Genomic DNA, 12,233 nt, shown 5'->3' with positions numbered 1-12,233 from the left:
TAGAAAGAAAGGGCCTGTATACTATACAGGCCCTTTCTTTCTATTAACGATTATCAATTGTTTCCGGATATAGATCGTGGTTCATCATGCGGTAGTCAGCCATTTGTTCATACTTCGTACCTGGGCGCCCGTAGTTGCAGTATGGATCAATTGAAATGCCACCACGTGGTGTGAATTTCCCCCATACCTCAATATAACGCGGATCCATTAATTTAATTAAATCGTTCATAATAACGTTCATGCAATCTTCGTGGAAATCACCATGATTGCGGAAACTAAATAAATACAACTTTAAAGATTTACTCTCTACCATTTTTTGCTCTGGAATATAGCTAATATAAATTGTTGCAAAATCTGGTTGTCCTGTTTTCGGGCATAAACTTGTAAATTCAGGACAATTGAATTTTACAAAATAATCACGGTTTGGATGATTATTATCAAATACCTCTAATATTTCTGGGCTATATTCAAATAAATATTTTGTATTTTGATTCCCTAGTAATGTTACATCTTTTAAATCTTCATCTAATCTTCCTGTCATTTTAAACATCCCTTCTCGTTATACGCCGCGCTTATTTCCCCATACTAACGCATGAAGCTGAGGCAATACTTTTGCATCATTCATCTCTTTACAATTTACAGCTTTATCAATCAGCCATTCATACTTATCTAATAAATTTTTTATAAGCATCGCATCATCCACTGTTTTTGTATCATCGTTTCCTACTTGTAAGAAAAATGGTACCTTTGGATAACGTTCGTGCATCTTAACTGCATATTCAAAATCATGATCATCGAATACTACTACTTTTAAACTAATATCTTTTCCTGCTAGTTTCTGAATAATAGCATCTAACTTATGAAAATCTGTTTTCATCGTTGAACTTGGTGGTTTTGGAGAAATTGTTACCTCATCAATTTGAAGTAACCAATCTTGCCATTTACTCCCTTGCGTTTCAATTGCCGTTCGCATTCCATTTTCTTTTAATATAGAAAGAAGAAACTCAATATTTTTCAGCAATGCCGGATTTCCACCTGAAATCGTAACATGAGAAAAATTTTCTCCTCCAATTGCAACAAGCTCATCCCAAATATCTTCTGGTGTCATCTGTCTAATTTGATCTTTAGCTGATCCATCCCACGTAAAAGCAGAATCACACCAAGCACAGCTATAATCACAACCAGCTGTACGAATAAACATTGTTTTTTGCCCTACAACCATTCCTTCACCTTGAATAGTCGGACCGAATATTTCTAAGACAGGGATTTTACTCATCAAGCATCCACTCCCGTCTTACTTCCGCATAACTAGTCGGCGTCTCAAATAGACGAACAAATTCAACGCGAGCTCCTTTATATTCGTTCACTCGATTCTCTTTTGTTAGTGCTTCTGCCATCTTTTCATAAATCCAAACGACCATATTTTCAGCAGTCGTATTCATTGCAGGTAACGTTTCGTTTAAATAACGATGATCTAGATAAATTTCGATTTCATTTTTCCAAATTTCTTTTATATCTCCAAAGTCAATTGCAAGACCTATTTCATTTACATATCCACTAATTCCAAATACAACTTTATATGTGTGACCGTGTAAGTTTTTACATTTCCCTTCATAACAGTGTAAATGGTGTGCTGCATCAAATGTAAATTCCTTGCTGACCATTACTCTTTTATTATGGTATTTGAGTTGTTTACGCTGAATATCCTTGTCCATTTTTTGCAAATTCTCTACGATGCGAAATCCAAAAAAGTTATCCATTAGTTATTCGCTCCTTCGCGTTCTTGTAGGTACGTATCTAATCCTGCTTTACGAAGTTGACATGCTGGACATTCACCGCAACCATCACCAATGATTCCGTTATAACATGTTAATGTTTTTTCTCGAACAAACTCAAATGCTCCAAGTTCATCTGATAATTTCCATGTTTCAGCCTTATCAATCCACATAAGTGGCGTGTGAATGACAAACGGGTAATCCATAGATAAATTTAAAGTAACATTTAACGATTTCACAAACACGTCACGGCAGTCTGGATAACCACTGAAATCAGTTTCACATACACCCGTTACAATATGACGTGCTCCAACTTGTTTTGCTAATACAGCAGCAAATGATAAGAAGAGTAAATTTCGTCCATCTACAAATGTCGATGGCAATTCACCTTCTTCATGTGTAATCTCCATATCCGTTCTCGTTAACGCATTTGGAGCAAGTTGATTTAATAGACTCATATCTAGTACCGTATGCTTTATTCCTAGTTCTTTTGCAATTTCCGCTGCACAATCAATTTCTAGCTTATGACGTTGATTGTAATTAAACGTTACAGCTTCTACCTCTGCAAACTGCTCTATTGCCCAAAATAAACATGTCGTACTATCTTGTCCTCCACTAAAAACAACAACTGCTTTTTCTTTTTTCATTTCACTCATTCTCCTTCTCTACTATAAATAAGAAGAAAGAACGTTCTTGAACTGTCACAATAAAAAAACAAAACAATACCTAAGGATATTGTTGTTTCCATAGTTTTTTATAGAGGGAGTTCGCGAACCTCTCCCGCGCGATGCACGGAATTTCTTCTTTCATTGACACAGCTTATTGTAACATATTGTATACTAGCGTAAAAATTTCTGATTTTTCCGCTATTTATTATTTCATTTCTTTCATTTTATAGTATGATTAATTTAATCTAAGAAGAGAGGAGGCATCCCACTGAAATCCTTTATTATTTATCTCTTTTTAAATATATTATTCATCCTGATTACAATGCTCGTATATCATTTATTTTGGAATCAAAAAGGGAAACGCTCTCCTAAATTAAATTCAGCTATATTCATTGTACTCTGTTGCCTTGCTACCGTACTCTGTATTACATTTGCAGCAAAAACAAATAATGGTTTTCAATTTGATATGCGCCATATTGTATTAATTGTCGGTACATTAACGGGAGGGCCTATTGCTGGTGGTTCTATCTTAGTTGTATTAAACATATATCGCTTATTATTAGGTGGGGTAGGTGTTTTCCCATCTCTTATCGGTTCTGTTCTTCTATTTATTGTTCTATTATTAACATATAAATTTTTCAATCGAACTTCTAATCGTATAAAAATAACACTTGCTATTATCTACAGTCTCACATACGGATTTAGTTGGATACCCTTCTTCCTTTCAAAGGTTACAAATAAGACTGATTATATACCGCATATTATTGTGTATGAATTATGTTCAATGCTTGGTACGATTCTAATTCTATATTTACTACACATATTACAAACTCAAGTTCGTCTCCAAAACGAACTTATAAATGCTGAAAAGTTTCATTTAATTGGTGAAATGGCAGCGTCTATCTCTCATGAAATTCGCAATCCATTAACTTCAACGAAAGGTTTTTTACAACTGTTACAATCAGATACATGCACTGAGCAGGAACGAAAATTATATATCGACATTGCCATTAATGGCATCGAACAAGCAAATCATGTTCTTACAGATTATTTAACCTTTGCTAAACCAAGCATTGAAAAAGAACAAACATTACAGTTAGAAGAAGAATTACTACATGCATTGTCGTTAATTACACCGCTTGCTAATTTAACAAATGTACGTACTCATTATATAAAGCAAAGCACTTCTTTTTTTATCGTTGGAGAAAAGCAAAAACTAAATCAATGTTTATTAAATATTTTTAAAAATTGCATTGAGGCTATGCCAAAAGGCGGTGATCTTTATTTCACATTAGTTCCTGATCATAAGCATATTCAGTTATATATAAAAGATACAGGAGTCGGTATGGATTCAGAACAAGTAAAACGTCTTGGCTCTCCTTTTTATTCAACGAAAGAAAAAGGTACTGGACTTGGAATGATGGTCGTATTCAGTGTTGTTCAAGCTATGAATGGAAAAATTGATATTATAAGTGAAAAAGGAATCGGTACAACCTTTTTATTAACTTTTCCACTCATACAAAAAACGTGATGAAATACTCATCACGTTTTTTCTGTTCCTTCAACTAATTCAGCAAAAGCTTTCACTTTTCCGTGCGGTTGTTGATTTTCTTTACGTGCTTTCCAGGCGCGCTCTTCTTCTCGCTTCTTCTTAGACATGTTTTTTCAACTCCTTCTTTTCTTTCTCCATGTAGTATTCCAAAATAAGAAAGAAAACTATGCACGTATCAAAAAAGAAGTGGTTTCCCACTTCTTCCACTTTAGCGTTGCAAAATTGCATGTTTCGCCTCTTTTAACTGCGTAAGATGTCTTTGTTCATGCAAATCAAGAAATTGAACCCATTGATACAAATTCAGATCATTAAAAACAGGATGCTTTAATCCATTTTCAAATAGATCTTTTTCATCTATAACACTATGAAGCGCGTGTAATAGTTCTTGGCGTGAATGTTCTAGCAATTGAATTCCTTGCTGTTTTTTCATTAAAGTTTCTGTTGGTTGCATTTGCTGAGGAGCTTCTCGTTTATGTGTGCGATCAAGCGTAAGTTGGAGGTCTTTAAATGGAGTCATGTTTCTTTCCTTTTTTTGTAAAGCATATACAAGGGCAGACGTGACAGATTGTTCAACTAAATGCAAGTGGTGTAAAATTTGAATAATGCTCCATTTATCACGGCGTGGCTTTACATTCACTTCTGTGTCATTTAACATTTCAATTTCTGATAATAGCGTGCTTCGAGTAGACTGTAATGAGTTTACTAAACTTTCTAAACTTACATCCATATTAGATTGAAGCATACTTGTTCCCCCCTTTTGTTTGTGAAAAGAGGTGCTCCTTATTAGAAACACCTCTTTAGTATTCTGAATTTTCTTTTATTATCTCATCATTTTCCCATTATGTCGATGTTAAACATGTGAAAAAAAGCGCATGTTTTTTACAATTTTGTGTCGTCAATCGCATGTAACCATGCTTCAATTTCTGTAATAACACTTTTCACACAGCCTTCAGCAAATGGTGATGTTAAATTTGCAACTTCTACTAATTCTAAGAACGATTTACTTCCACCTTGTTGGCACAGATTCACATAATCTTCCCAAGCCTCTTGTCTATTATCTCTTGCACGTTTCCAAAATTGTAGCGCACAAATTTGAGCAAGCGTGTAATCAATATAATAGAACGGTGAGCTATAAATATGCCCTTGACGTTGCCAAAAACCACCGCGCTCTAAATAATCATTATCCTCATAATCACGATGTGGTAAATATTTCTTCTCTATGTTACGCCATGCTGTCTTACGCTCTTCAGGTGATGCTTCAGGATTTTCATATACATAATGTTGATATTCATCAACAGATACACCATAAGGTAAAAACAGAAGTGCTGAACTTAAGTGAGAGAAGTAATATTTATCTGCATCTTCTTCAAAGAATAGCTTCATCCATGGCCATGTAAAGAATTCCATACTCATAGAGTGGATTTCACATGCCTCATATGTTGGCCAATTATATTCTGGAATTTCAAATTTACGACTTTCATATACTTGGAAAGCATGACCTGCTTCATGTGTTAATACATCAATGTCACCAGATGTTCCATTGAAGTTTGAGAAAATAAATGGCGCTTTATAATTCTCAATATATGTACAATATCCGCCACCAGCTTTTCCTTTTTTCGCAACTAAATCTAATAAATCATTATCTAGCATGAAATTGAAAAATTCATTTGTTTCAACCGATAACTCTTTATACATTGTCTTTCCATGATCAACAATCCAATCCGCATCTCCTTTTGGAGTTGGGTTACCTGTAGCAAACTCAAAGTTTTCGTCGTAATAAGCTAACTTCTCTACACCGATACGTGCTTGTTGTCGCTTTCTTAATTCCGTTGTAACGGGAACGATATAATCTAGCACTTGCTGACGGTAATTAGCCACCATCTCCGCATTATAATCTGTACGGCACATTCTTGCATATCCAAGTTCAACAAAGTTTTTGAAACCTAAAGATTTTGCGATTTTCGTTCTCACTTTAACAAGCTCATCATAAATACGATCTAGTTCTTCCTCATTTCCAGCTAAAAATCCGTAGTATGCTTCACTTGCTGCTTTACGTTCGCTTCTTTCTTTTCCTTGCATAAACGGAATCAGTTGCGATAACGTTCTTTCTTCTCCAGCAAAGTCAATTTTTGCAGATGCTAATAACTGTGTATATTGCGATGATAATTTATTTTCTAATTGTAAATCTTTCACGACTTCATCTGAATATGTTTTTAAATCACATTCTGCTAGAGCAAATAATTGTTTTCCATAATACGCCTCTAATTCTTCACGAAATGGAGAATTAATGAGTGCCTTATAATATTTTGTACCATATCCTTGTACAACTGGAGAGAATTCATCAAAGAAATCCTGCTCCTCCTTATAAAAAGTATCCGTCGTATCAACAGAATGGCGAATGTAACAAAGGTTTCCCATTGTACCAAAATCGTTGCGAATCTCATTAATTGAATGAATGACTTGTTTTTGTTCTTCTACAGTTTTTGCGTTATCAAACTTCTCTAAAGCAACAGTAAATTTCTCTTTTAACTCTTCAATATTTGGGCGTTTATATTCATAGTCTTTAAATGACATGAACGAGCCTCCTCTCCATTACATACCTTTATTATAATTCAATACGTATTCTCGAATCCCCTCTTAATTTTCAACAAATTTCGGCAGTGACTGCCATGAGTTCATTACAAATAAAAAAGCCTTGGATTTATTTATCCAAAGCTCCTTTGGAACATATTATTTTTCATACTTCCCAATTTTTTTTAATAAATCAAGTAATTCATCTTTTTCATCTTTCGTTAACATTTCAAAAGACTGATGTATAACTTTCTCATGCCCCGGAAAAATAGAAGCAATAAAGTTCTCGCCAGACTCAGTTAATTGCGCGTAAATAACACGTCTGTCATTCGGACATGGGATTCTCTTTACTAATCCCTTTTTCTCCAACTTATCTACAACATATGTAATGCTGCCACTAGCTATTAAAATGCGCTCACCAATTTGCTGGAGTGGTTGACCGCCTTTATGATATAGCAGTTCTAATACAGCAAATTCAGTTGGATTTAACCCGTTACTTTGTATAGATTTATTTGTAGTATCCATAACAGAACGATGTACACGAGATAATGCAATAAATACTTTTAAAGATTGAGAAATATCTTCTCGTTCATTATTTGATGTCATACAACTTTCAACCCTTCACTTAAATTCTCAGCAATAAAAAGAAAATACCACTTCATACTTCATGTGAATTCCGAATGAGCATTCACTCATCCATTTCCTCTCCCCTAATATATTAAAAATCATTCTTGAATAAAAACATGACAATTTTAACATAGTTTATATATAATGATAATAAAAAAAGAAGGAGTACCACATTTGAAAGTCAAATTCCAAAGCATAATTATATATATATTGCTTGTTATCCTACCGACAATAGGGATTGGTGCTACATTTTATTCGTATCATACATATAAAATGAAACAGGAAAACAAATTATCTGCTCATACAGTTCTCTTTTTATATAGAGATTATTTGGATCATCATCTTGGTGAAGCAATTTCTGCTTTAGACATGCTTGCAAAAGTTGTAGGCACCGAGACTGGTAATATAAATGGCATTAAACAAATTGTACATGATACAGATGGAAACGATGCACGCTTTTCTGGTCTATATTACGCTACACCAGAAGGAGTCATTACAATCGCATCTGAAGATGAATCAAAGCCTATAGATGTTTCAGACCGTAAATATATTCAAGACGCGCTCCAAACTAAAAAAACCACTGTATCATCAGTCATTACTGATCGCGTTCTTGGACATAAAGCTATTATGATTGCTGCCCCCATATTTAATAAACAGAAGGAGCTCTCAGGATTATTATTAGCTAGTTTACGCTTTGATTACATTTCCTCTTCTTTAAATGCCATTAAACCACAATACCATTTTGAGGTAACTGATAAACATGATGTAGTTTTTCTAACCGATGATAATAACGACACAAGTGATACGCATTCTAATATGCTTACTACCCCACTCCAAAGATTAAATTGGAAGGTCTCTGTTTCTCCATTACCCATTCATCAAAAAACCTTATACCAGTGGGTTGCAATAGAGTGTATAGCTACTTTATTTTTAATGTCTATTTTATTTTTGCTTGCTCAATATATGTTGTTAAAACGTCAAACAAAACTTGAAAGACAACAAAATGAACTACAGAAAATTGAATTAGTTGGAACTTTTGCAGCGAGTACAGCACACGAAATCCGTAATCCTCTTACTGGAATTAAAGGACTCGTCGCTCTATTAAAAGAGAAATATAAAGATGAACAAGATCAGTTCTACTTTTCCGTAATTGAACAAGAAATAGAGCGAATCAATGAAATTGTAAGTGAATTTCTTATTCTAGGAAAGCCAACCGCCATCATCGAACAAACATATGATGTAAGAACAATTCTAAATGAGGTAGCATTAATTATTCAATCTGAGGCGAATTTACATAACATTGTATTCCATTTACATTTGCCAGACCATCCTGTTCATATCCGTTGTTCGAAAGACCATATGAAACAAGTGGTTTTAAACATTACCAAAAATGCAATTGAGGCCATGACTTCTAATGATACACTAACCATTGTAGTAAAAAACAATGAAACACACGCACAACTGCATATTACAGATACTGGAAAAGGGATTCCGCAACATATTCAAAAACACCTCTTTCATCCGTTCTTTACTAATAAAGATACTGGAACAGGTCTTGGACTTGTCATATGTAAACGAATTGTAGAGATGTATAATGGGCATATTTTTATCGACAGTACAGAAAATGAAGGAACGACAGTTCATATCGAAATTCCGTTACACATAGTATAATTATCCTTATCCTATAAGGGTAATTATACTTATTTCATAAAACCAGCCACAAGCATTCGCCAAAAATTATTTGATTTTCCTTCATACCCGATTTGGAAAATAGGTATTTTTATAATTGAAAACCATTTCGGTGTTTGTTTTTCTTTATAACATTGATATTGTAAAATAAGCTTGTCCAATTCTTGACTAACTTGAATTGTCTCCCTACTATTTAGCCCACTTGTTAATCCTAGTTGAATCATTTCTTCACGTTTCATATGAATATCACGTGAAAGCTTTTCTAATGTGTACTTCCTTTTTACAGTAAACATCCATATCCCCCTTATTATACTTCCATGCTCTTAACTTCACTTCTCCATTGACTTTTTTTAACTACTTAATCATATGCAAATTTGAAGAATCAGAAAATTTAACATTTTCTCCCTGTAATTTACAAATCTTTACCCTCACTTTGAGAATTATTACAAATTATTCTATCTTTGTAAATACATTCGCAATAATAGACATTTTTTTCATCTTCTTTTTTTATAAATTCTACGTAAACCGGGGATTCTTAATTTTCCACCTACTTTTCTTCGACATTTTTTGTTTAATTTATATAAAAAAGCAAAACATAATGATGATTGATAAAGTGAAACTTTAATCAGTGTTTTTTTGTTCAGCCCCCACTGATAATTAGCATTCACCAATCGGGTAGGCAGTGAATCTCCCACCTATCCAGCCCAATGTTGAGGTGGGAGTCTTACTACCCACAAATAGCAGGATAACAATAGAAAGGAAATATTTATATGCGAAAATATACGATTGCATTATTCATCATTGTTTTGTTTTTACCGTCTTTCTTATTTCCTATTCAAGCAAATGCTCATACGAATAAAGTTGCTATTGTCATTGATGATTTCGGTAATAATATGAAGGGGACTAATCAAATGTTATCACTTCCCATTCCACTCACTGTTGCTGTTATGCCTTTTCTTCCTTCCACAAAAGAAGACGCAATAGCTGCCCATAAGAAAGGCCATGAAGTTATTATACATATGCCAATGGAACCTATAAAAGGTAAAAAAGAATGGCTTGGGCCGAAAGCAATTACAACTGATTTAAGCGATGAAGAAATAAACAACCGACTTGAACAAGCCATTCAAGAAGTACCGCATGCAATTGGAATGAACAATCATATGGGGTCAAAAGTAACAGCGGATGAAAGAATTGTTCGCCTTATACTTGCTGCTTGTAAAAAACACGGTTTATTTTACTTAGATAGTAAAACGAATCCTAATAGTGTCGTCCCAAAAATCGGAAAAGAATTAGGAGTTCCTATTATTGAAAACCAACTATTTTTTGATGATGTGTATACAGCAGGACATATTTCAAAACAAGCCCAATTACTCATCAAAAAAATTCAAGAAAAACCTATTATGGTAGCTATCGGGCATGTGGGCCCCCCAGGTGAAATTACATCACGCGTTATTGAAACTTCTATCCCTAAAATTCGTGAGCATGCAGACTTTATTTTCTTATCTGATCTAGCATTATCCCCGCCTCCTGTTTCAAAATAAAGTTCATTACTCACATATAATCAGCCCTCACCAATTGGGCTTTTACAGGTAACACCCGCCCACCTAACTTCTTTGCTTTCACCAAATTTTGAGGCGTGGATTTTACTACCCACAAATAGTGGGACAAAAAAGTACCTATCTATATATAACAGATAGGTACTTTTCTTTTTAACTTAAATATAATCTACGTGACTCACTCTGAATCCTTTTTTCTCTATTTTTCCGATTAATTGCTTTAATTTTGTTTCATCTAACTCATCTGATATATTTACAATAACGCGGCGGATATATTGATCACCGTTATCTAGCGTAAATAGGCCACCGATATTATATGCTTTTAACAATGTCCCAAGCTCTTTAATCGTTCCCTTACAATCTTGTGTTGCAATTGTTAATATATAACCACCTGTTCGCATACCAAATGAATCTTCAATAACATCAAATATATTCGAATGCGTTAACATACCGACAAATTCATTATAATCATTTAGCACGGCTAAAAACGGAAGCCGACGAATTACATAAAAGGCTCTGAAGAAGGAATCCTTTTCAAAAATAAATGCATTGGAATCGTCGAGCATATCCCCTGCACTTACATGCTCTAATCCGCTATTGCATTTTTTTTCTAATAAATCTACTTTATAAATAATCCCCGTGAATTTCTTCTCATCTTCTGCTAATACCGGGATGGCTCGAAATCCCGTTTCGTTCATCATTTGCAGTGCCTCTTCACCAGAATCATTTATTTTGCAAAATGTTACTTGCTGCTTTGGCAGAAAATGATATTTAACTCGCAAAATATGTTCCTCCTTACATGTCAACATGTAATCTATATATAATAAGGAGACCTATATTTTATGAGTGAAATTATTTTTAAAACGCTTTCATTTATTTATTAACTTGTAGCTATATCACATCCATTTTTATATAACAGAGCTCCTTGCCCCCTTAATCATTAATAACTTTACATGATAGTTCATTAAATATTCTATACCCTCTAGCCATTTTTTCGCCTCTTCTGGCGTTTTTCCCCACACAATCATGCCGTAATTATGAACAAGAACTACTCCTCCACCTTCAATGAAATTCGGAACATTCCTTTCTAATAAATCAGCGAATTTTTTTTCATCTTCTACAATTGGAATTGTCATTTCTGTTATACCTTCTTTTCCGAAAACACGCTCCACACTGCGTTTATCGAACGTTACTTCTCCTTCTTCCCCATATAACTCTGATATTAAATGACTATCTACAGTCTGCACTTGTAAAATACATCCTGCACTACTTTTTTTATAAATATCCGCATGCATAAATGACTCTGCAGCTGGTTTTTCTTCATTTTCAAATACTGACTCGCACATGCAATTTACGACAATAAAATCTTCTTCCGAAAATAGCCCTTTATCTCTTCCTTCAACATTTACTAAGAATGTTAACGGCTCTTTTGACGTACATAGCGATAAGCTAATTTTGGTACCATAAAACCAATCACGAAGTGCCAATTCAGATTTCACATCTTTTAATTCATTCCATTTCTTCAGAAAAAATAACATTTCGTCACCCCCGGCATAATATTCATATAAGGTTCGAATCCTTTCTATGTAAAAGGAATATTTTTTGATTATTCTAAAAATTAATTGAATTATCACATGAGAACGCTTTTTTGTCAATATAGTTTCGTGGTTCTTCTTTAAAATAGGCTATTCATATGTCTATACTCCTATCTATTTCCTATTTCATTTTGTACATAAAAATACGCTACTCTTTAATTAAAGAATAGCGTATTTTCCTCATTTTTTATTCCGCATTA

At 33.9% G+C, this 12,233-nt stretch carries 14 protein-coding genes and 1 riboswitch; of the genes, 3 read left to right on the top strand and 11 right to left on the bottom strand.

Going from position 1 to position 12,233, the window contains the following annotated elements; genetic code table 11:
* Window positions 1-43: 43 nt before the first annotated feature.
* From queF to queC, 4 genes are read right to left on the bottom strand one after another with little or no spacing between them, the layout of a single operon-like run.
* Window positions 44-541, bottom strand: coding sequence for a preQ(1) synthase (queF, locus tag ABWK52_RS23555; protein WP_001986050.1), 498 nt, complete (start codon window positions 539-541; stop codon window positions 44-46).
* Between the two features lie 18 nt (window positions 542-559).
* Entirely contained in the window at window positions 560-1,276 is a 717-nt protein-coding gene (queE, locus tag ABWK52_RS23550) for a 7-carboxy-7-deazaguanine synthase QueE (RefSeq protein WP_000036298.1), read from the bottom strand.
* Window positions 1,269-1,760: a 6-carboxytetrahydropterin synthase QueD gene (gene queD / locus ABWK52_RS23545; RefSeq protein WP_000368414.1), complete on the bottom strand. Its 492-nt coding sequence runs from the start codon at window positions 1,758-1,760 to the stop codon at window positions 1,269-1,271. Before queD ends, queE begins: the two co-directional genes overlap by 8 nt.
* Window positions 1,760-2,422 (bottom strand): 7-cyano-7-deazaguanine synthase QueC, encoded by a 663-nt coding sequence (gene queC, locus ABWK52_RS23540; protein WP_000711595.1) that lies wholly within the window; start codon window positions 2,420-2,422, stop codon window positions 1,760-1,762. Before queC ends, queD begins: the two co-directional genes overlap by 1 nt.
* A 93-nt stretch (window positions 2,423-2,515) precedes the next feature.
* A riboswitch (PreQ1 riboswitch) is annotated at window positions 2,516-2,559 on the bottom strand.
* A gap of 206 nt (window positions 2,560-2,765) precedes the next feature.
* Between queC and kinB the strand changes: the two genes are divergently transcribed.
* On the top strand, window positions 2,766-3,974 hold the full coding sequence (kinB, locus tag ABWK52_RS23535; RefSeq protein WP_098541374.1) for a sporulation sensor histidine kinase KinB: 1,209 nt from the start codon (window positions 2,766-2,768) through the stop codon (window positions 3,972-3,974).
* Between the two features lie 11 nt (window positions 3,975-3,985).
* Here kinB and ABWK52_RS23530 read toward each other — a convergent pair whose 3' ends face one another.
* The 4 genes from ABWK52_RS23530 to ABWK52_RS23515 all read right to left on the bottom strand — a co-directional run bounded on the left by ABWK52_RS23530 (window position 3,986) and on the right by ABWK52_RS23515 (window position 7,172).
* Window positions 3,986-4,102: a DUF6254 family protein gene (locus ABWK52_RS23530; RefSeq protein WP_000038355.1), complete on the bottom strand. Its 117-nt coding sequence runs from the start codon at window positions 4,100-4,102 to the stop codon at window positions 3,986-3,988.
* A gap of 101 nt (window positions 4,103-4,203) precedes the next feature.
* Window positions 4,204-4,737 carry a DinB family protein gene (locus ABWK52_RS23525; RefSeq protein ID WP_000941970.1) on the bottom strand — a complete coding sequence of 178 codons (534 nt, stop codon included), beginning with the start codon at window positions 4,735-4,737 and terminating at the stop codon, window positions 4,204-4,206.
* Between the two features lie 137 nt (window positions 4,738-4,874).
* The gene (locus ABWK52_RS23520; protein ID WP_098541372.1) at window positions 4,875-6,569 is read right to left on the bottom strand and encodes a M3 family oligoendopeptidase; all 1,695 of its coding nucleotides are present in this window, start codon (window positions 6,567-6,569) and stop codon (window positions 4,875-4,877) included.
* 156 nt (window positions 6,570-6,725) lie between these two features.
* A complete protein-coding gene (locus tag ABWK52_RS23515; protein WP_000203336.1) occupies window positions 6,726-7,172 on the bottom strand; it encodes a MarR family winged helix-turn-helix transcriptional regulator in 447 nt (148 codons plus the stop codon).
* A gap of 195 nt (window positions 7,173-7,367) precedes the next feature.
* On the opposite strand from ABWK52_RS23515, the gene ABWK52_RS23510 reads away from it, so the two are divergent.
* Window positions 7,368-8,864, top strand: coding sequence for a DUF3149 domain-containing protein (locus ABWK52_RS23510; protein ID WP_000865053.1), 1,497 nt, complete (start codon window positions 7,368-7,370; stop codon window positions 8,862-8,864).
* A gap of 29 nt (window positions 8,865-8,893) precedes the next feature.
* Here the strand turns inward: ABWK52_RS23510 and ABWK52_RS23505 are convergent, their stop codons facing one another.
* Complete coding sequence (locus ABWK52_RS23505) at window positions 8,894-9,175, bottom strand: aspartyl-phosphate phosphatase Spo0E family protein (protein WP_000495536.1); 282 nt, start codon at window positions 9,173-9,175, stop codon at window positions 8,894-8,896.
* Window positions 9,176-9,652: 477 nt separating this feature from the next.
* Between ABWK52_RS23505 and ABWK52_RS23500 the strand changes: the two genes are divergently transcribed.
* On the top strand, window positions 9,653-10,423 hold the full coding sequence (locus ABWK52_RS23500; protein ID WP_001234107.1) for a divergent polysaccharide deacetylase family protein: 771 nt from the start codon (window positions 9,653-9,655) through the stop codon (window positions 10,421-10,423).
* 173 nt (window positions 10,424-10,596) lie between these two features.
* On the opposite strand, the gene cbpA is transcribed toward ABWK52_RS23500, so the two are convergent.
* Window positions 10,597-11,220: a cyclic di-AMP binding protein CbpA gene (gene cbpA, locus ABWK52_RS23495; RefSeq protein WP_001264207.1), complete on the bottom strand. Its 624-nt coding sequence runs from the start codon at window positions 11,218-11,220 to the stop codon at window positions 10,597-10,599.
* A gap of 126 nt (window positions 11,221-11,346) precedes the next feature.
* Window positions 11,347-11,976 carry a class II aldolase/adducin family protein gene (locus ABWK52_RS23490; RefSeq protein ID WP_000896005.1) on the bottom strand — a complete coding sequence of 210 codons (630 nt, stop codon included), beginning with the start codon at window positions 11,974-11,976 and terminating at the stop codon, window positions 11,347-11,349.
* Window positions 11,977-12,233: the final 257 nt, after the last annotated feature.

It is taken from the genome of Bacillus sp. AP50, from assembly GCF_040492675.1.
GTDB classification, from domain to species: domain Bacteria; phylum Bacillota; class Bacilli; order Bacillales; family Bacillaceae_G; genus Bacillus_A; species Bacillus_A cereus.
Note: the sequence above shows the minus strand (reverse complement) of the source record. Positions and strands in the feature narration are given on the sequence as shown.

Excerpts from the sequence above, each read along its gene's own strand:
- queF (WP_001986050.1), bottom strand. The coding sequence starts at position 541 with ATGACAGGAAGATTAGATGAAGATTTAAAAGATGTAACATTACTAGGG.
- queE (WP_000036298.1), bottom strand. The coding sequence starts at position 1,276 with ATGAGTAAAATCCCTGTCTTAGAAATATTCGGTCCGACTATTCAAGGT.
- queD (WP_000368414.1), bottom strand. The coding sequence starts at position 1,760 with ATGGATAACTTTTTTGGATTTCGCATCGTAGAGAATTTGCAAAAAATG.
- queC (WP_000711595.1), bottom strand. The coding sequence starts at position 2,422 with ATGAAAAAAGAAAAAGCAGTTGTTGTTTTTAGTGGAGGACAAGATAGT.
- kinB (WP_098541374.1), top strand. The coding sequence starts at position 2,766 with ATGCTCGTATATCATTTATTTTGGAATCAAAAAGGGAAACGCTCTCCT.
- ABWK52_RS23530 (WP_000038355.1), bottom strand. The coding sequence starts at position 4,102 with ATGTCTAAGAAGAAGCGAGAAGAAGAGCGCGCCTGGAAAGCACGTAAA.
- ABWK52_RS23525 (WP_000941970.1), bottom strand. The coding sequence starts at position 4,737 with ATGCTTCAATCTAATATGGATGTAAGTTTAGAAAGTTTAGTAAACTCA.
- ABWK52_RS23520 (WP_098541372.1), bottom strand. The coding sequence starts at position 6,569 with ATGTCATTTAAAGACTATGAATATAAACGCCCAAATATTGAAGAGTTA.
- ABWK52_RS23515 (WP_000203336.1), bottom strand. The coding sequence starts at position 7,172 with ATGACATCAAATAATGAACGAGAAGATATTTCTCAATCTTTAAAAGTA.
- ABWK52_RS23505 (WP_000495536.1), bottom strand. The coding sequence starts at position 9,175 with ATGTTTACTGTAAAAAGGAAGTACACATTAGAAAAGCTTTCACGTGAT.
- ABWK52_RS23500 (WP_001234107.1), top strand. The coding sequence starts at position 9,653 with ATGCGAAAATATACGATTGCATTATTCATCATTGTTTTGTTTTTACCG.
- ABWK52_RS23490 (WP_000896005.1), bottom strand. The coding sequence starts at position 11,976 with ATGTTATTTTTTCTGAAGAAATGGAATGAATTAAAAGATGTGAAATCT.